The organism is Mucilaginibacter aureus (assembly GCF_053514885.1).
Map to the genome: position 1 here is coordinate 1,635,911 of NZ_CP170601.1, position 18,268 is coordinate 1,654,178.

Annotated in this window: 15 protein-coding genes and 1 tRNA gene; 8 read left to right on the forward strand and 8 right to left on the reverse strand. The window is 45.9% G+C overall.

Annotation, left to right across the window (positions count from 1 at the left end):
* Nucleotides 1-59: 59 nt before the first annotated feature.
* Nucleotides 60-132 (reverse strand) — tRNA-Met (locus ACFGVR_RS06905).
* A 146-nt stretch (nt 133-278) separates the two neighbouring features.
* Between ACFGVR_RS06905 and era the strand changes: the two genes are divergently transcribed.
* Nucleotides 279-1,157, forward strand: coding sequence for a GTPase Era (era, locus tag ACFGVR_RS06910; protein ID WP_448701995.1), 879 nt, complete (start codon nt 279-281; stop codon nt 1,155-1,157).
* 167 nt (nt 1,158-1,324) lie between these two features.
* Nucleotides 1,325-2,626, forward strand: a complete 1,302-nt coding sequence (der, locus tag ACFGVR_RS06915) for a ribosome biogenesis GTPase Der (protein WP_448701996.1) — start codon at nt 1,325-1,327, stop codon at nt 2,624-2,626.
* A 203-nt stretch (nt 2,627-2,829) separates the two neighbouring features.
* Here the strand turns inward: der and ACFGVR_RS06920 are convergent, their stop codons facing one another.
* Nucleotides 2,830-4,008 carry a terminase small subunit gene (locus ACFGVR_RS06920; RefSeq protein WP_448701997.1) on the reverse strand — a complete coding sequence of 393 codons (1,179 nt, stop codon included), beginning with the start codon at nt 4,006-4,008 and terminating at the stop codon, nt 2,830-2,832.
* Between the two features lie 391 nt (nt 4,009-4,399).
* Between ACFGVR_RS06920 and ACFGVR_RS06925 the strand changes: the two genes are divergently transcribed.
* Nucleotides 4,400-6,796, forward strand: coding sequence for a UvrD-helicase domain-containing protein (locus ACFGVR_RS06925; protein ID WP_448701998.1), 2,397 nt, complete (start codon nt 4,400-4,402; stop codon nt 6,794-6,796).
* A 751-nt stretch (nt 6,797-7,547) separates the two neighbouring features.
* Here the strand turns inward: ACFGVR_RS06925 and ACFGVR_RS06930 are convergent.
* Together ACFGVR_RS06930 and ACFGVR_RS06935 are read right to left on the reverse strand one after the other, a co-directional pair.
* Nucleotides 7,548-8,828, reverse strand: coding sequence for an NHL domain-containing protein (locus ACFGVR_RS06930; RefSeq protein WP_448701999.1), 1,281 nt, complete (start codon nt 8,826-8,828; stop codon nt 7,548-7,550).
* A gap of 591 nt (nt 8,829-9,419) precedes the next feature.
* Nucleotides 9,420-9,647, reverse strand: coding sequence for a hypothetical protein (locus ACFGVR_RS06935; RefSeq protein WP_448702000.1), 228 nt, complete (start codon nt 9,645-9,647; stop codon nt 9,420-9,422).
* A gap of 104 nt (nt 9,648-9,751) precedes the next feature.
* Here ACFGVR_RS06935 and rsgA point away from each other — a divergent pair, with 104 nt between their 5' ends.
* A complete protein-coding gene (rsgA, locus tag ACFGVR_RS06940; RefSeq protein WP_448702001.1) occupies nt 9,752-10,672 on the forward strand; it encodes a ribosome small subunit-dependent GTPase A in 921 nt (306 codons plus the stop codon).
* 1 nt (nt 10,673) lies between these two features.
* On the opposite strand, the gene ACFGVR_RS06945 is transcribed toward rsgA, so the two are convergent.
* The gene (locus tag ACFGVR_RS06945; protein WP_448702002.1) at nt 10,674-13,013 is read right to left on the reverse strand and encodes a hypothetical protein; all 2,340 of its coding nucleotides are present in this window, start codon (nt 13,011-13,013) and stop codon (nt 10,674-10,676) included.
* Complete coding sequence (locus tag ACFGVR_RS06950; RefSeq protein WP_448702003.1) at nt 12,976-13,995, reverse strand: hypothetical protein; 1,020 nt, start codon at nt 13,993-13,995, stop codon at nt 12,976-12,978. Before ACFGVR_RS06950 ends, ACFGVR_RS06945 begins: the two co-directional genes overlap by 38 nt.
* Before the next feature lie 39 nt (nt 13,996-14,034).
* On the opposite strand from ACFGVR_RS06950, the gene dtd reads away from it, so the two are divergent.
* The 4 genes from dtd (at nt 14,035) to ACFGVR_RS06970 (ending at nt 16,348) form a co-directional block, all read left to right on the forward strand.
* Nucleotides 14,035-14,493 (forward strand): D-aminoacyl-tRNA deacylase, encoded by a 459-nt coding sequence (gene dtd / locus ACFGVR_RS06955; RefSeq protein ID WP_448702004.1) that lies wholly within the window; start codon nt 14,035-14,037, stop codon nt 14,491-14,493.
* 34 nt (nt 14,494-14,527) lie between these two features.
* Nucleotides 14,528-14,854 carry a nucleotide pyrophosphohydrolase gene (locus ACFGVR_RS06960; RefSeq protein ID WP_448702005.1) on the forward strand — a complete coding sequence of 109 codons (327 nt, stop codon included), beginning with the start codon at nt 14,528-14,530 and terminating at the stop codon, nt 14,852-14,854.
* Nucleotides 14,855-14,915: 61 nt separating this feature from the next.
* On the forward strand, nt 14,916-15,773 hold the full coding sequence (locus ACFGVR_RS06965; RefSeq protein WP_448702006.1) for a DUF4349 domain-containing protein: 858 nt from the start codon (nt 14,916-14,918) through the stop codon (nt 15,771-15,773).
* 101 nt (nt 15,774-15,874) lie between these two features.
* On the forward strand, nt 15,875-16,348 hold the full coding sequence (locus tag ACFGVR_RS06970) for a hypothetical protein (protein ID WP_448702008.1): 474 nt from the start codon (nt 15,875-15,877) through the stop codon (nt 16,346-16,348).
* On the opposite strand, the gene ACFGVR_RS06975 is transcribed toward ACFGVR_RS06970, so the two are convergent.
* Both ACFGVR_RS06975 and gcvT read right to left on the reverse strand, forming a co-directional pair.
* Nucleotides 16,345-17,061, reverse strand: a complete 717-nt coding sequence (locus ACFGVR_RS06975) for a 2-phosphosulfolactate phosphatase (protein ID WP_448702009.1) — start codon at nt 17,059-17,061, stop codon at nt 16,345-16,347. The two genes, ACFGVR_RS06970 and ACFGVR_RS06975, sit on opposite strands and share 4 nt — an antisense overlap.
* Nucleotides 17,062-17,178: 117 nt before the next feature.
* Nucleotides 17,179-18,261 carry a glycine cleavage system aminomethyltransferase GcvT gene (gcvT, locus tag ACFGVR_RS06980; protein WP_448702010.1) on the reverse strand — a complete coding sequence of 361 codons (1,083 nt, stop codon included), beginning with the start codon at nt 18,259-18,261 and terminating at the stop codon, nt 17,179-17,181.
* Between the last annotated feature and the right edge of the window lie 7 nt (nt 18,262-18,268).

Consider the following 18,268-nt stretch of genomic DNA (forward strand, 5'->3'; position numbering starts at 1 on the left):
AATAAAAAATGCAATAAACACTATTGAATTGATAGGTTTATTGCATTAATCTTATCAGGTAGCGGGAGCAGGACTCGAACCTACGACCTTCGGGTTATGAGCCCGACGAGCTACCAACTGCTCCATCCCGCACTATATTTTGCTTATCTGTTGGCTGGATCATTACTCCAAAATAAGCTTTCCAATATTAGAATAAACGAAATGTCTCCCGTTTTATTGGACTGCAAAGATATAATTCGTTTCTTTGCAGTCCAAATAAATAACAAAATATTTTTTCAATGGGTCATAAGGCAGGTTTTGTAAGTATAATTGGCAAGCCCAACGCGGGTAAGTCTACGCTGATGAACGCACTTGTGGGCGAAAAAATGTCCATCATCACGCCAAAGGCACAAACAACGCGCCACCGTATTTTGGGCATTGTTAACGAACCTGATTACCAGATCGTGTTCAGCGATACGCCCGGCATCATCAAACCACACTACGCCCTGCAGGAAACCATGATGCACCAGGTATCAGGTTCGCTGGTAGATGCCGATGTAGTGCTGCTGGTTACAGATATCAATGAACGGTACGACGAAAGCGATGTGACCGAAAAGCTCAAAGGCAGCCTGGCCCCGCTGATTGTGCTCATCAACAAAATAGACAAAAGCGACGAGGACACCGTAAAACAAAAGATCACCTACTGGGAAGAAGCGCTGAAGCCCAAAGCAGTATTTGCCATATCGGCACTGCATAACCACAACGTACAGGCCATTATGGATCTGGTGATCGATATGATCCCCGAACACCCTGCCTATTACGAAAAAGACTTCCTCACCGACCGTAACGACCGTTTCTTCGCATCCGAGATCATCCGCGAAAAGATCTTCAAGATCTACGAAAAGGAGATCCCGTACAGCACCGAGGTGATCATTACCGCCTTTAAGGAAGAAGAAAAGATCTACCGCATCAGCGCCGAGATCATTGTGGAGCGCGATTCGCAAAAGAACATTTTGATAGGCCCCGGCGGTTCACAATTAAAAAGGGTTGGTACTTACGCCCGTAAAGACATGGAAGAGTTTTTTCAAACCAAAGTGTTTTTAGAGATGTTTGTGAAAGTAATACCCGACTGGCGCAGCAAAAAAAATTACCTGAAAAAATTTGGGTACGAAGATTAGAGAATAGTATTGCGTAGTGCGATATGCGTATTGAGGTAGGTAACGCAATAACAAGATCATTTTTCCATCGCAATACGTAATACTCACAACAAAATACTAAAATAAAAAATAGCGAACTTTGCCAGGCGTCGCAATACGCAATACGCAATACGCAATACAACAAAGCAATGAGCAACATAGTAGCTATAGTAGGCCGCCCCAACGTGGGTAAATCAACCTTGTTTAACCGTTTGATCGAGGCGCGCAAAGCCATCGTCGACGATTTTAGCGGCGTTACCCGCGACAGGCATTACGGCGTTTCCGAGTGGACCGGCCACGATTTTACCGTGATCGATACCGGCGGCTACGTAGCCAATTCGGTTGATGTGTTCGAAACCGCCATCCGCGAGCAGGTGATCATTGCCATCGAAGAAGCCAGCGTGGTTTTGTTCCTGGTTGATGTAACCACCGGCATTACCGATCTCGACGACGAGATCGCCGTTATCCTGCGCCGTAGCAAAAAACCAGTGTTCGTGGTAGTGAACAAGGTTGATAATAACGCCCAACAGATCGACGCTTCGGTATTTTACAGCTTTGGCCTGGGCGAGATCTATACCATCTCCTCCATGACAGGCTCCGGCACCGGCGAACTGCTCGACGAAGTGGTTAAAACCTTTGATGATGAGGTGCTCGAAGAAAACACCAAGCCCAAATACACCATCGCCGGAAGGCCCAATGTCGGCAAATCGTCGTTCATCAATACCCTGCTCGGGCACGATCGTAACATCGTTACCCCCATTGCCGGTACCACCCGCGATTCCATCCACATCCACTACAACCAGTTCGGGCACGATTTTATGTTGATCGATACCGCCGGGCTGCGCAAAAAAACCAAGGTAAAAGAGAACATCGAGTTCTACTCGGTTATGCGTACTATCAAGGCTATCGAAGAGAGCGATATCGTACTGCTCATGATCGATGCCGTTGAAGGTATCGAAAGCCAGGACATCAACATCTTCCACCTGGCCGAAAAGAACAAAAAAGGCATCGTTATCGTGGTTAACAAGTGGGACCTGATCGAAAAGAACAACAAAACCACCAAGGTTTTTGAAGACATGATCCACCAAAAGATAGCCCCTTTTACCGATGTGCCTATCATCTTTACCTCGGTGTTAGAGAAGCAACGCATCTTTAAAGCCATCGAAGCGGCCAATAAAGTTTACGAAAACCGCAACAAAAAAATACCCACTTCAAAACTCAACGATGTGCTGCTGCCGATAATCGAAGCCTATCCGCCGCCGGCCATCAAGGGCAAATACGTCAAGATCAAATACATTACCCAGATTGCCGGCATTGCGCCCATGTTCGCGTTTTTCTGCAACCTGCCCCAATACATCAAAGAACCATACATGCGCTTTTTAGAAAACAAACTGCGCGAAAACTTCGATTTCCAGGGCGTACCCATCCAGATATTCTTCCGACAGAAGTAGTTTTTTTGATGGAAAATGGATGAGGTAAGATGGAAGATGTGCAGATAAAAAATGCAGTCATGCCGAACTCGTTTCGGCACCCCATCATACAGAGCGGATATACAGGCATCTCCGCGCATCATGGTACCAAGCAATCGGTTGTCTTGATTCTTGGCTCTTGATTCTTTCTTATTAGGGCGTTGCCTCCGGCCCGGGCTTTACGCTCATACTGCGCAACCTGTCCCGATATCCCATCGGGAGGCCTTAGCCACGGCCTGCCCTGAGCCCGCCGCAGGAGCCTGCCCTGAGCCCGCCGCCTGGCCGGTATCCGCTGCAATCCCTAACGCAAACCCGTCAACAAACCTGTCTTCCACATTCAATCCATCAATCATTCTATCATTCAATAATTGAGGAAGGGGGGAAATTGTAAGAATATTTTCCATCTTTTCATCACTCCCCGTTCCCGACTCCAGACTCCCGACTTCCGATTCCAGACTTTCCCGCGGCCGCCCCGGACTAATATTCATATCCTCCAAAGCCATTAAAGTTTTCAGATCTATCCCCTCCAGCTCAAAATCCTCCACCGGGTAATCCATCGGCAAATTATCCACGCTCCTGTCCACCACAACCGAATCCCCCTCAAAGCGACTTCCCCTCCCGGGAGAGCCCGTCCCGAAACTTCGGGAGGTCAGGGGTGTGTTCTCCGCGCCATGCCCTAAAACATCCTCCCGGCTTTCCAATTCTCTTCCACAAAAAGCTTCGCGCTTCAACCCTCCACCTTCCGACTCTCCTGCCACTGCCGCTGCTACTTCTTCTTCTCCCCCCGCCGCCTTTGTTGGTGTTATCACCAACAAACCGTCTTCCGAACTTTCGGCCATCACACCTTCTTCATCTTGACTCTTGATTCTTGACTCTTGATTCTTCTTCACCCCCAAAGTCCCGTAAAAATCCAAATGACGTGCTATCTTATCCAGCGCGCTCATTTTATTATGCAGCTTAATCCGGCTCTGCATACCCACCCGGTAACCCTCACCGTCCTGCACTTCGGTAATATCATAAAAACTAATAGCCGCTTTCTCGTCAGCAGTCAGCTCGTTCATCCGTTTCAAACAAGCATATTCGTCGTAGTAATTACCCATATTGCTAAAGGCAATTTTTGATAGCTCCCGCAATATCATATCATGCGTTATCTCCAGCCGCTGGCTGCGCCGGTTCATGGCTTGCTTTAAATAATACTGAATTTTAGGCACATGCAGCAAAGCGCCTTTTCTACTCGTGTTCTCGCTATAGCCGCTGTTCACAGCAGCTTTAAAAGCATTAAAATGTGTCAAATACTCATCGCAAAAGCGCTGCTGCTGATGTGTTAACCGGTAATGGTCCGGTATCGTTTCTGTTGTGTCCATCTATTGGTTTATTTAAATTTAAATTATTACCTATGTAATGTTAAATCTTAAATTTACGCAATTTTATTCAAATAACCAATGTTTATTTATTACAAAACTCATACCATCTCCACCATGTCACTGCGAGCGATAGCGTGGCAATCTCTGAGGACATTTATCCACGCGTCATTGCGAGGGACGAAGACAACCGAGCGATAGCGAGCTCATGGATACCGCTAAAAAACAAATAATAAATCCATAATCCCCGACTTACAGGGCGGCTCTGCATAGTTTACCACAAGCCGGGGACGCGGTAGCGTGGCGCAGCATTTCAGAGCTAACGTTGATCTGATATTCAAGAAAAAATAAGTTAAATTTAGCCGTTATCCTGTGCCTGCAATTCTTTAGACGAATGCCAATTAGCATTATTTATTTCATACTTTTTGCCGCGAGCGTAGGTATCATCTACCTGATCAAAAAACGTATAAGTAAACATCCAAGGAAGCTGCAATTACTGGCCATTCAGGATCAGGTACGGGAGGCGAATCTCAACTTCAAACGATCAACCAACTTCGAGAAATACTTCGCTAATTGGGATGAACACTTATTTTTAAATACTTATTACGAAACGCGGAAAGCAATAAGATCCCGATTTGAGAAACTCGATCTACCCGAAGAATACATTATAGAGTTAAAAACATTCATAAATAACTTTGACAATAGTTCATCGCTGCGAGAGCAATACAATGATGAATTCGTTATCAAAGAGTCTGAAAAATACAGCGCTTTTTTTAAAAATTTGGAAAACTATCCGCTATCCGCCGATCAGGTTGAAGCAATAATTCGTGATGAAGACAATAATCTAGTGATCGCGGGTGCAGGGACCGGAAAAACAACAACCATATCCGGTAAAGTCGCTTATATTTTGGAAAAAAAACTGGCCTTACCTGAAGAATTACTTGTGATCTCTTTCACTAAAAATGCTGTAATAGAAATGTATGATCGCTGTATGCGTTTTTGTCAGCATATCCCCGCAGCCAAGAAATTAGAAGTGAGGACTTTTAATAGTTATGGCTTTCTGGTTTGCCGTAGTTGCTCACCAAGGGAGATCTTGTTGGCATTTGACGGTGATGATACAGAAGCAAAAGTCTTTCTTCAGGAACAGTTTGATGAATTATTTATTAACGACGCGAATTTTCACCGAAAGGCAGTTAATTTCTTAGCTTTTTTTAACAGACCGCCCAGAGATGAGTTTGCTTTTGAAAGCCAGGATGATTACATGATCCATGAAGAAAGCTTTAAGAATATTACGCTTGACGGTATAAAAGTTCAGAGCAAAGAGGAAATGGAAATTGGGAATTTCTTCTGTTTGTTTGGTGTAAATTACGAGTACCAGCGTCATTTTCCTCTGAATGAAGAGGATCGGAATGCCGATTATGGCGCTTATCGACCAGACTTCTATTTACCCGACTATGAAATATGGCATGAACACTTTGGGATCGACCGTAACGGCGATGTGCCTAAATGGTTTCGCAAACGACCACCCTTCGAAACCGCAAGCGATTATTATCATGCTGGTATCAATTGGAAAGAGCAGATACATACCAAATACAAAACCCGACTGATCAAAACTTATTCTTATGAGAACCAAGAGGGCAAACTGCTAACTAACCTTAAGGAAAATTTAATTAAAGAAGGCGTGATCCTTCGCGAGCGAAACCCTGAAGAACTTTTAGAATTGATGAAAGGATCTGAGCAATATACTGATTTCATGGATCTGATCTATACGTTCCTCGGCTTAATGAAATCGAATGGGAAAACGCCGGATATGATCTTGCCCAAAGGCGATAAACGACTGCACGTTTTTTTAGATGTATTTAACCCTTTGTTTACAGCTTATGAAAGGCACTTAGATCGATTATCATCAATAGATTATAGTGATATGATCAATCATGCTGCACAACACTTCAGCGCTGGTAAATACACTAAACCTTATAAATATATCTTGGTGGATGAGTTTCAAGATATGTCGTTGGGCCGCTACAACTTACTTAAGGCTATTCGGCTGCAAAATCCAGGAGTGAAATTATACGCGGTTGGTGATGATTGGCAGTCAATATTCCGTTTTACAGGTAGCGACATTTCTATCATTACTCAGTTCGAGCGGCAGTTCGGGTTCACCAGTCAGACCGCAGTGTTAAAAACCTATCGTTTTAACAGTCAGATCCTAAATACCAGCAGTACTTTCATTCAAAAGAACCCCTTTCAGCTTCAAAAAAAGTTGGCAGCACATCATCCAACACCAGGCGGTCATATAAGCTTTGAGTTCGTAAAGATGCCTTCAACAAATGGCGGGCGTGAACAATATGCCAAAGCGAAGTCGCATCTGGTGGTAAATATCCTTAAAGAAATTTTGTTGTTACAAGATAAAGTGGCTGTTTTCTTGATCGGTCGTTATAAATTCAATGCACCAATAGGTCTCAAAGCGATCAGCAAACAATTCCCAACACTCACTTTGCATTATTACACAGCTCATGCTGTTAAAGGAATGACCTGTGACTACGCTATCTTACTTGATGTCGATTCGGGCACATTGGGGTTTCCCTCCGGGATCGCCGACGATCCATTACTCAACCACCTGCTTCATGAAGGCGAAGCATTTGAAAATGCCGAAGAAAGACGAGTATTCTATGTAGCGATCACACGAGCCAGGTATAAAAACTATTTGATATACAATGAAAATAAGCCCAGTAAGTTCCTGTTGGAATTGCAAACTGACATAGCTTCTCAAATAACATTGAAATCCTAACCCCCTGCTACCGCAAGCGTCCCGCTTGTGGTACTCAGGACAAGCTATTCGCCATACCTTCAGAACGCCAGGTTCGCGTTAGGGATTGCAGCGGATACCGGCCATGTGGCTAAGGCCTCCTGATGGGGTATCGGGACAGGTTGCGCAGTATGAGCGTAAAGCCCGGCCGCAGGCAACGCCCATGTCAAATTCAAAAGTCAAAATGAAAAAGTCAAAAGTACCTGCACAGCCGCTCTGTATGATGGGATACCGAAACAAGTTCGGCATGACCTCTTAAAAAAAAACAAACAATCCGAACCCGAAGACCTCAATCCAAAACTCTTTCTTACATACTTCCCCCGTGCTGGCGCACGCGTGCCGCGTGTGCAATAGTCGAATGTCACATCATCCGTATCTCCACCCATAAACCCTATCGCGATTAGCGTGGCGCGCCAGCCTGACAGCACGCCGGGCCAGCGCAGGGGTGAATGCCGGTTTAGCTTTTCTAAGTGGAGCGCAGCGGAATGGGAAAGCTAAAAACCGGTAGAGCGGGTGGAAGGATCGTGCTGTCTTGATTTTTTGTTACTTTTTTATCAAGAAAAAAGTAAGAGCCCTCCCGCGGCGGCGAGCGGGCACGATAAGCCATCGCAAATATCCCCTGCATCCGGATATAGGCACAAGTAGCCTTCGCCTGCATACCCTACCCGACATACTTGCCCCATGCTGGCGCACGCGTACCTCGTCGGGCTTACAGACTTTCCAACTTTTTCCTTTACTGCACCTTGCGGATACGAGAGTTAAAAATATCCCCCACATAAATGGTCCCTGCGGCATCTACGGCAATGCTGTGGGGCCAGTCAAACCGGGCATCGGGGCCTGGGCCTTCTTTAAAATCGGGAGCATCGGGTAAAATATTACCGGCAATGGTGCTCACTACCCCTGCGGCGGTAACCCTCCGGATGGCGTTGTTCCATCTATCGGCCACAAACAAATTACCCGAAGCATCAATGGCGATACCCTGCGGGTCGAAAAACCGGGCGTCGGCCCCTATCCCGTCCTTGAGGCCGAATAAGGTACTTCCTGCCAATGTGCTCATCACCCCCGCCGCGGTTATTTTGCGAATTACCTGGCCATCGGTAATGTACAGGTTCGCCGCCGCATCTATCGTTATTCCTTTGGGGGCGGTTAGGGCAGCGGCAAAAGTACTCACAACCCCCGCCGGTGTTATTTTACGGATACAGTTATTGCCGGCATCGGTCACAAATAAATTCCCGTTCGCGTCGATGGCCACATCCTGCGGCGAATTAAATTGGGCGGCAGTACCGGTGCCGTTGGCCAGGCCCGGGATGCCACTACCGGCAACAGTGCTCACCACCCCTCCGGGCGTCACCTTGCGGATAACATGGTTACGATAATCGGCCACGTAGATATTGCCCAACACATCTAAGGTAAGGCCATGCGGGTCGTGAAACTTCGCGCGTATACCCGTACTGTTGGTATACCCGATGGTATCGTTCCCGGCAATGGTGCCCACCTGGTCCGGCGTGGTGATCTTACGGATTCGCTGGTTATAGGTATCCGAAATATAGAGCGTCCCGGCGCCGTCTATGGCCAGGCCCAGGGGACTCATAAATTCCGCACCCGCACCCGGCCCCTCGTTAAAGCCGAAGTTGCCGTCGCCGGCCAGGGTACTAACCGTATAAACATACTGAAAATCAGTGGCCGAACTGATCCGTTTGCCACCAGCCACGATCGATATTTTACCACTGCCTGCGCCCGGCGGTACATTTACGGTAATACTGGTAGCTGTAGTGGCTGTTACAGTGGCAGTCATCCCGTTAAACATCACCACGTTGCCCGAAAAGCCCGTACCCGTGATCACCACGCTCGTTCCTTTTGCGCCACTGGTGGGTGTAAACGAGGTTATTTGCGCATCGGCCAGGGTAACCGGCTGGGGTGAACTACTATCCCCCGCGTTTTTCTTACTGCACGAATGCAGTAAAAAAACACCTGTTAGCAATAATAACCAAACCCAATGATCAGAACGTTTCATTTTGATAGTAATTTAGAGTATTTAACCATGTTCGACGCCCGTCCAACAGCCCAATACCGCGGAACGGGGGAATCAAGCCCCTCGCAATGATCTTTATCATTACGCGTCGATGGAATACAACCCCAACACCAAAAAGGTTGCCTGTGGCCGCGGGCAACGTCCATATTAAATTCAAAAGACTTGTACAGCCGCTCTGTATGATGAGATACAGAAACAATCACGATAGCTATCGGACGGCATGATTTCTTAAAAAATAAATCCGAAATCGAACATTCGAAATCCGAAATCAAATCCCCCTATCGCGATTAGCGCAGAGCGTCGGACCTGACAGCACGCCGGGCCAGCGCAGGGGTGAATGCCGGTTTAGCTTTTCTAAGTGGAGCGCAGCGGAATGGGAAAGCTAAAAACCGGCAGGGCGGGCAGAAGGATCGTGCTGTCTTGATTTATTCACTGTTTTAATTGTTTTTTATGGTGTTCATGAGCTCCCTACGGTCGGTTTTTGTTACTTTTTTATCAAGAAAAAAGTAAGAGCCCTCCCGCGGCGGCGAGCGGGCACGAAATGTAGTTCTAACACAATACTACTGAGCTGCACTACTGAGCTGCGCTTATCAAAGCGATCATTTCCTCGAAATTTTCCTGGCAGGGCAAATACCGCTGGGTCGCATCGGTGCTGGTGTTAAAATAGATCCGGCTTTTACCGGTAACCGCACTATTAGTGTAATCGGTTAGTTTTTTAATATGAGTAATGTTATTAATATTAACCAATGTGGTTACATCGTATCCGTTATCCGGAACAGTTACAGTTATCCAGCCTTTCATTTATGATATCAATATAGGTTTGAACCAACAAATTTATTATTTTGACGGTATTAACAAAACAAGTCGGGATTAGTTCTCTTTCATAATCATATCTTTGCCCATTCATGCAGGGACTTATTACCAAATCAACCGGAAGCTGGTACGAGGTGCTTACACCCGATGGCCGCAGGCTTGACTGCCGTATCAAAGGCAAGTTCAGGATCAAAGGCATCACCACCACAAACCCTATTGCCGTGGGCGACCAGGTGGATTTTGATATGGAACCCGAGCAGCAAACCGGCGTGATCACCACGCTGCACGAGCGCAAAAACTACATTATCCGTAAATCTATCAACCTGTCGCGGCAGGCGCAGATCATCGCCGCCAACCTCGATCAGGCTTTTTTGGTGGTTACCCTGGCATCGCCGCGTACCTCGCTGGGTTTTATCGATCGTTTTTTGGTTACCGCCGAGGCATACCACATCCCCGCAAGGCTGGTGTTTAACAAGCTCGACCTGTTTAGCGATGAGGGCCTGGAAGTTTTAGCAGCTTACCGCGAAATTTACGAAAAGCTGGGTTACCAATGCTACGAAGTTTCCGCCTTAGTGGGTACACAGGTTGATGCTTTGATTGCCGACCTGAAGGATAAAGTGAGTTTGTTTTCCGGGCACTCAGGCGTGGGTAAATCAACCCTCATCAACAAGATATTGCCCGACCTTAACCTGCGTACCAACCAGGTGTCCGACTGGCACAACAAGGGCATGCATACCACCACCTTTGCCGAAATGTTTGAACTACCGCAAGGCGGATCGATCATTGACACACCAGGCATACGCGAACTGGGTATTGTAGATATTGAAAAGGCCGAGCTGGGCGGACTGTTCCCCGAGATCAGAAAATATATGGAGCATTGTCGCTTTAAAAACTGCCGCCACATTAACGAGCCCGGCTGCGCCGTAATAACTGCTGTTGAAAACGGCGACATCGAACCATCCCGCTACGATAGCTACCTCAGCATTTATCACGGGCACGATACGCGGGCGTAGCTTATTTTTCTACAATAAAATCCTTCAGATAGCTGCACTCGCTAACGGCTTTTTTGTAAAAGGCGGTACGCTTATAATTGGTTTTTAAATCGGTAAACAAATCGCTGCCGCGCAATTGCAGCTGATACGCCTTTTGGAGCTCGTTAAAATTGCCTGCGCTATAATCGGGGGCCGTGGCTTGTTTTTGCCTGCATTTTGCCGCCATATAGATGCATTTGGCTTTAAACTCTTCGGTTTTGCTAAACCTGCCGGCTATCAAAAAGTACTCTTCGGCATTAAGGGCCTTAATATAGTCGGCATCATAGTAATTGCGGGTAGCCCGGCCAAAATCATATGCCGACCAATCGTAGGATATTAAATACCAGGCATTGCCATAGGTTGAGGTATTGTATAAACCGGTTGCCATTTTGTAGTAATACGAGGCCCGGTTTGCCGGGTCGTTTTTAATTTGCTGCTGCAGGTTAGCCATGGCTTCGGCAAATTGCAGCTTATTGTAGCCCTTTCCCTTGGCGTAAGTATAAATTTTCGGGTAATCATTTATCCGCTCGATGAAAGGATCGGCAGGAGTATAGCTTTCATCTTTATCCAGGTAAACCGCCTCAACACGTTTAAATGCATTTACTGCCCGGGCATACTGGTGTTCGCGTAAACAGGTTGTGCCCAGCAGTTCGTTAAGATAACTGGTATTTAAAAAAGTAACTTTATTCACTAAAAAAGTAACAAAAGGGGTAGGCCCTAATAACTTCCACCGCATAACCGTTCTTACGTTACTTGAATGCATATCTTCCGACCAAAAGTCAGACTCGCCAGTTGTGCCTAATGCCAAAGCTGTCATGGTGGTATCCTGTTGTTTTAAGTAAACGGGGGCCAGTATGTGAGTATAAAAATTGCGTTCGGTCGATGTAAAGGGGTAAACCTTGTCTTCATTCCAAATGTTCGCCGTATCGATCTTGCGTTCGGCTTTAGCCTTTTTATCCAGCCATTGCAGGGTTGGCAGTAAAACGGCTTCATTAACCCGGTTGTATTTTTGTATGCTTTGCGCGGATAGCAATAGCTGGATGATCTGCTTCTGGTCGTCAAACTCGGGCTTAAGCTTTACCGCATACAGTGCCTTTAGCAATAATGAACCTTCGGCTGTGCTGCCCTGCATCCAGGCTAAATATGCCGCGGCCAGGGTGCCAATTTCGGCGTCCGGGTATTTTTTATCGGCGGCAAGCTGCTTACTAAGATCTTTAAGCTGGCGTATCTGCAAAAGTACCGCATTATCTTTCCCGGCGCGCATGGTAGCGTCAAACGAAAACAATGCCGGCTGTGGGTGCAATTTGGGTGTAAGATAGTATTCTTCCAGCTTATTGATCTCGCGTATCAGCAAAACCCCCACCATGGGCGATGTTGGGCTAAGCGCGTAAACCTGCTGTAAAGGTGTAATGTTAACCTTTGGGTCGGCAAAACCATCAATAGCATAAATATTGGCCCGTTCGGCGGCATTGGTGGCCAGCGTTAAAACCTGGTTAGTATTGACGTGCATGTATTGGTAATTGCGATAAGCCTGTACCCGCCTTTCGGGATATTGGGCAAATATTTTAGAGAACAGGTATGCCGCCCTCACCGTATCTTTTAACCGGCGTAACTCGCCGGCCTTAAGCGAAAGCGCCCAGCCTTTTACGTGGCTTGCCGAGGTAACAGGTGCCAGGTATTTATCATAAACTACGCTGGCCTGGTTGTAGCTTGCACCATAATGCAATAAGCGCTGCGCCTGGTAATAATACCGCAACTGGATAAACTTATCCTTTTCTTGCGCGGCAAAGGTAAAAGCCTGTGCACCCGCGTTACGTAAAGCAACGGTATCCATTGGCGTGGGTTCCCAGGGATGGGCTTCAATGTTGGCTATCTTCTCTGCGCTTTTGGCAAAGCGGTAATATTTTAAGGCGCTTTTATTGGTAATGATGGTTTTTAAAAAAGTATTGGATACCAAACTATCCGGAAGGCCGCCTTTTTGATTGAGGTACCCGGCGTATAAGTCCGAATCCGCCTGATGACTCAAATGGTACATCGCCTTGGCTACGTCACCGGCCGTTACACCTTTGCCCAGGTAAGCGGCCCATTCGCCGGCGTTAATGGCAGCTTCGCTTTCAGGTTCGGTTTCGCTGTATAGAAAAAGGTTATTGGTAAAATAAAAAGCACCATAATCTTTTTGCCCCTGTATGTTGTTATGAAAAAAAGAAACGTAGTAATCGTAAGGATCGGCTTCATCGGCGCAGGCAAAAATTATGGCAACGCAGGCAAAAAAGCAGCTGATAAAACTAACGCAGTAAATAACCGGTTTTTTCCAATTCATCATATGTATAATTCTTCAACACAGGCTCATCCAAGTGGAACCAGATCAGGTTTAAGGTATCCGGTTTTAAATAATGCGAAAGATAATCGGCCACGGTATTCAAATCCTTAACCGGCGCATCTTCCCATCGTACAATGTCGTTCCTTATTAACCCATACTCGGGCAGGTCTGTTTGAGCTGTATACAAGTTATTACCTTGCAACTTAAATTTAGCTTCATTGGTTAAATTAACCAAATTTATTCGTTTGGCAATGCCAATGTAAGCCCTGTCGCGAAAAGCAACCGCCCAGCTAAACAACGGCAAACCCACATCCATTTTTAGCGGGTAACTACCCAGGTTATCGCCAAGATATTTCTTTAGTTCGCTTACTTCAATTATCGAGTTTTGGTTGCCGTATTTACGCAAATTGCCCATGTTATAGCACATCAGCATTACGCGGTCAACAGGCGGTATGCCGCTGCCTTGCCGGTTTTTAACCTGGTGTAACCTTAACGTTGCCGATAGGGTTTTATGTGGCACAAGGGCCTTTATTTTACCAAGCAGGTAAAAGTAATTTTCGCGGGTTTCGGTTGTCCAGTCGCAATCTATCTGCAATTCGGTATAACTGGTTTTACCGGCCTGCTGTACTTTACCATCAACAAAGCCAACTATCTTAACAGCCATGCCGGCAAGCTTTGATTTATTAATGTTGCGCAGCACATTGTTCACAATAAACACAACCGGCACAATGGCTATGGTATCGGGCAGCTGGGTTTGGAAAGTAACAGGCGATACCGGCACAGGGTTGGCACCGCTTTCGTCCATATCCACATCCATTATACGCAAGTATAGTTTATGGGTTTGCAGGTGCTGCAGGTAAGCGTTTTCGGTACTATTTTGGCGGTAAACGGTTTTCCAATAATAAAAGGAAGTGCTTACCTTTCTGCCGGGTTTACAGTCGGCCAAAAAAAACACCAGTAACAATAAAAACCAGGCCCTGCGCATTAACCAAAGTTATTTAATTAAAGTTTTAAGCCAAATATAATGAGAGCTGTTATTCAACGCGTAACACACGCCAGTTGTACTGTTGAGGGGGTAATAACCGGCCAAATACAAACCGGGTTATTGGTTGTATTGGGTGTTGAAGATGCCGATACCACCGAAGACCTGGAGTGGCTGGCCAATAAAATAGTTAACCTGCGCATTTTTGGCGACGAAAACGGGTTAATGAATAAAGCCTTAACCGATGTTGACGGCAATATTTTGCTCATATCGCAATTTACCCTGTTTGCACAAACCAAAAAGGGTAACCGCCCCTCGTTTATCCGTGCGGCCCGGCCAGACAAGGCCATACCCATGTACGAACAGATGATAACCACGCTCGAAAAGCTGTTGAACAAAAAGATAGCCACCGGCATATTTGCCGCTGATATGAAGGTAAGCTTGTTAAACGACGGCCCGGTAACCATCATCATGAATACCAAAGACAGGGATAATTTTTAATTTATGGAATCACAACTTTTAATGCATCATACTTATGACTATTGAAGAAGCGCAAAAACTGGTTGACAACTGGATAAAAACCACCGGTATCCGGTATTTTAACGAACTGACCAATACCGCCATTTTAATGGAAGAGGTTGGCGAAGTTGCCCGCATAATGGCACGCAGGTATGGCGAACAGTCGTTTAAAAGATCGGATGAGGCGGTTGACCTGGGCGATGAGATGGCCGATGTGCTTTTTGTACTGATCTGCCTGGCTAATCAAACAGGCATCGATCTCACGGCGGCGCTCCATAAAAATATGGAGAAGAAGAACATCCGCGATGCGGAGAGACATAAAAATAACGACAAGCTGAAGTAGCGGATACCAGGGCTGCTACATTCAGAAGATATAAAAAGGATAACCTAAATTATATATCATCATGAAAAATGTAGCACTAACTGTAATTGCGTTGCTGATGTTAACCGCTTGCGAAAAAAAAGAAACCGTATCCGACAAGACGGTAGCTATGGATATAACGATGCCGGCACCGGCTAAAGAAAAATTAGCCACGGTAGCCGTGGCAAATTATGCACCGCCGTCTGTATCCCAAAAAACAGTAACCGACACCTCAAAAAAGATAACCAAAGAAGGCGAAATAGAGTTTGAAACCGGCGACGTAAACCGTACCCGCAAAATTATTATGCAACGTGTGCAGGCTTTGGGCGGCTACGTGGCCGAGGACAAGCAAACCAAAGACGAGGGCTCAAACCGTAAAGAGTATAATTTAAAAGTGCGTGTGCCTGCAAAAAACTTTGATCTATTGTTAGATACCGTATCAGGCACTGCCGATAAAATAGATAGCCGGAATATCAATATCAAAGACGTTACTGCCGAATACATCGACACCAAAACCCGTATTGATAACAAAAAAACACTCGAAGCCCGCTATCTGCAATTACTGCAAAAAGCCACACGCATCAAAGATATGCTGGAGATAGAAGCTAAACTGGAAGAGATCCGAAGTGATATCGAATCGACCCAGGGACAGTTAAATTACATGGCAAAACAGGTTGCATACAGTTCGCTGGATATCACTTTTTATTCGCTTTCGGTAGTGCCGCAAAATGATACCGGTTGGGGATATCGTTTAAGGGTAGCCTTTTCGGGCGGATGGGATGCTTTACAATCCGTGTTTTTAGGGATGATCAGTTGCTGGCCTGCCATCATCCTGGTGGTTATAGGGTTTATATTTTTAAAACGTAGACGCACACAACGCAATATCAGATCTATGGCGTAACGCCGTAATGATAGTAACATTCAATTTATTGTTCGGTAATATTAAATAGCTGATATTTAATATTAATTATGCTATCTTTAGTCAACTTAAACCTATAACAAATGGATACAACAATTAAAAATTTTGAGCCCGAAGAACATGGGCAGGGCTTTGCTTTAAGCTTTTTTGCTGTAAGCGATCTAAAAAAAGCGGCAAAATGGGCTAAATTTCTGGCCATCGTCGGCTTTGTATTTACCGGCCTGATTGCCATATCAGCATTTTCTGTCGGCGCTATTATGAGTAGCGTGGCCCAGTTCACTCCAATGGGCGCCGCGCTTACCGCTATGTCAACAATGCTAACAATTATCTACTTAATTATAGCGGCCGTCTTGTTTATGATCAACCTGTTTTTATACCAATTTGCCACCCGCGCAATACGGGCCATCGAATCATCGGATAGCGGCCTGATGGATGGCGGCATGCATCGTTTACAATCGTTTTTTAAGGCCATGGGTATCATCATGATCATATACCTTGCCTTAATTGTATTGATAATTGGCTTTGCAGTTTTGGGCTCTGCCTTAATCCACCACTAAACAAGCTTGATCAGCCGTTCCCCATTCAAAACGGGAATGGCTGTTGCTGTATCCACATTCAGGCAAAATGCAATATCGGCTTCAATGCCCAGTTGCTTAAGGCGTTCGCTGTGCGATGTTTTTTTGAGATAGCCGTTCAGGTCGTCTTTAGCTAAGGTGTACAGGTCGAGCGCGGCTATGGCAGCGTCATCGGGTTTATAATTACCGGCCCCTGTTAGCTGATGCGTAACCGCCCCGGCAAATAAGGTATCCTCAAGGTTAAAATTGTTTTTCCAGCCGGCACATACCAGCAAAACATCTTCGGGTTGTTGTGCCAGCCAGTTGCAAAGTGCTGTGAGGTTTAAAAACGAACCGATTACAATACGCTTTGCGCGGATGGATTGGTGCAGGGCATGGGTACCGTTGGTAGTGGTTAGCACTACAGTTTTGCCGCCCACTTTCTCTTTGGTGTAGCTAAAAGGCGAATTGCCAAAATCAAAGCCCTCAACCACTTCGCCATTACGTTCGGCCGCCAGCAGATGGTCAAAGCCCTTATCGCGGTAAGCAATACATTCGTGTACTTCGGCAACCGGGATGATGGCTTCGGCGCCATTTTCAATACCGTAACAAATGGAGGTTGTAGCTCTGAATATATCGATCACCACCGCGATCTTTCCCTCAAGTTTAAATAAAGGCAACAAAGCCGGGGTGAGGCAAACTTCTAAATTCTTCATTTATTGTATTAAAAAGCGTCATTGCGAGGAACGAAGCAATCCCCGACTTACAGAGCGGCTCTGCCTGTTTGGGATTGCTTCGTTCCTCGCAATGACGTACTGGCTATAAGCGCTGTTTTATGCTTTATAAAACGGTGGTTTAACTATTACCGCTTTAACCTGGTTATCGCGAATTTTAATATAAATTTCAGTTCCTTCTTTGGCAAAAGCGGTATCTACATAACCCATACCTATACCCTTTTGCAGCGATGGCGATTGCGTGCCCGATGTTACCTTACCGATAAGGTTTCCTTCGGCATCTGTAATTTCATAATCGTGGCGGGGTATGCCGCGGTCTATCATTTCAAAACCAACCAGTTTGCGTTTAATGCCCGCTTGTTTTTGCTGCTGCAGTGCATCTGCATTGGTAAACGCCTTGTTAAACTTAGTAACCCAGCCCAACCCGGCCTCCAATGGCGATGTGGTGTCATCAATATCATTACCGTAAAGGCAAAAGCCCATTTCTAAACGCAGGGTATCGCGCGCGCCCAAACCTATCGGCTTTATCCCGAAAGGCTCACCGGCTTTAAATATGGCGTTCCAAATATGTTCGGCATTTTTATTATCAAAATATACCTCAAAACCGCCTGCACCGGTATAACCCGTTGCTGATACGATCACGTTATCTATCCCTGCAAAGGTGCCTTTGTTAAAGGTGTAATACTCCATCGAGCCTAAATCAATATCGGTTAAGCTTTGCAGGGCTTCGGCAGCTTTGGGCCCTTGTACCGCCAGCAGGCTTGTACGGTCGGATATGTTTTTCATATCCACACCCTGGGTGTTGTATTTGCTTATCCAGTCCCAATCCTTTTCAATGTTTGATGCATTAACCACCAGCATATAGGTTTTTTCGTCAATGCGGTAAACCAACAGGTCGTCAACAATACCGCCGTCTTCATTAGGCAGGCAAGAGTACTGCACTTTGCCATCGTATAGTTTTGAAGCATCATTGCTGGTAACACGTTGTATCAGGTCGAGCGCGTTATCGCCTTTTAAAATAAACTCGCCCATGTGGCTCACGTCAAACACACCCACGGCTTTACGCACGGTTTCGTGTTCTGCATTAATGCCCGCATATTGTACAGGCATGTTATATCCGGCAAACGGAACCATTTTAGCACCTAATGCGGTGTGCACATTGGTTAAGGCGGTATTCTTCATAAATGTG

Bases quoted from the DNA above. Each gene is read 5' to 3' on its own strand.
- era (WP_448701995.1), top strand. From the start codon at position 279: ATGGGTCATAAGGCAGGTTTTGTAAGTATAATTGGCAAGCCCAACGCG.
- der (WP_448701996.1), top strand. From the start codon at position 1,325: ATGAGCAACATAGTAGCTATAGTAGGCCGCCCCAACGTGGGTAAATCA.
- ACFGVR_RS06920 (WP_448701997.1), bottom strand. From the start codon at position 4,008: ATGGACACAACAGAAACGATACCGGACCATTACCGGTTAACACATCAG.
- ACFGVR_RS06925 (WP_448701998.1), top strand. From the start codon at position 4,400: ATGCCAATTAGCATTATTTATTTCATACTTTTTGCCGCGAGCGTAGGT.
- ACFGVR_RS06930 (WP_448701999.1), bottom strand. From the start codon at position 8,828: ATGAAACGTTCTGATCATTGGGTTTGGTTATTATTGCTAACAGGTGTT.
- ACFGVR_RS06935 (WP_448702000.1), bottom strand. From the start codon at position 9,647: ATGAAAGGCTGGATAACTGTAACTGTTCCGGATAACGGATACGATGTA.
- rsgA (WP_448702001.1), top strand. From the start codon at position 9,752: ATGCAGGGACTTATTACCAAATCAACCGGAAGCTGGTACGAGGTGCTT.
- ACFGVR_RS06945 (WP_448702002.1), bottom strand. From the start codon at position 13,013: ATGATGAATTGGAAAAAACCGGTTATTTACTGCGTTAGTTTTATCAGC.
- ACFGVR_RS06950 (WP_448702003.1), bottom strand. From the start codon at position 13,995: ATGCGCAGGGCCTGGTTTTTATTGTTACTGGTGTTTTTTTTGGCCGAC.
- dtd (WP_448702004.1), top strand. From the start codon at position 14,035: ATGAGAGCTGTTATTCAACGCGTAACACACGCCAGTTGTACTGTTGAG.
- ACFGVR_RS06960 (WP_448702005.1), top strand. From the start codon at position 14,528: ATGACTATTGAAGAAGCGCAAAAACTGGTTGACAACTGGATAAAAACC.
- ACFGVR_RS06965 (WP_448702006.1), top strand. From the start codon at position 14,916: ATGAAAAATGTAGCACTAACTGTAATTGCGTTGCTGATGTTAACCGCT.
- ACFGVR_RS06970 (WP_448702008.1), top strand. From the start codon at position 15,875: ATGGATACAACAATTAAAAATTTTGAGCCCGAAGAACATGGGCAGGGC.
- ACFGVR_RS06975 (WP_448702009.1), bottom strand. From the start codon at position 17,061: ATGAAGAATTTAGAAGTTTGCCTCACCCCGGCTTTGTTGCCTTTATTT.
- gcvT (WP_448702010.1), bottom strand. From the start codon at position 18,261: ATGAAGAATACCGCCTTAACCAATGTGCACACCGCATTAGGTGCTAAA.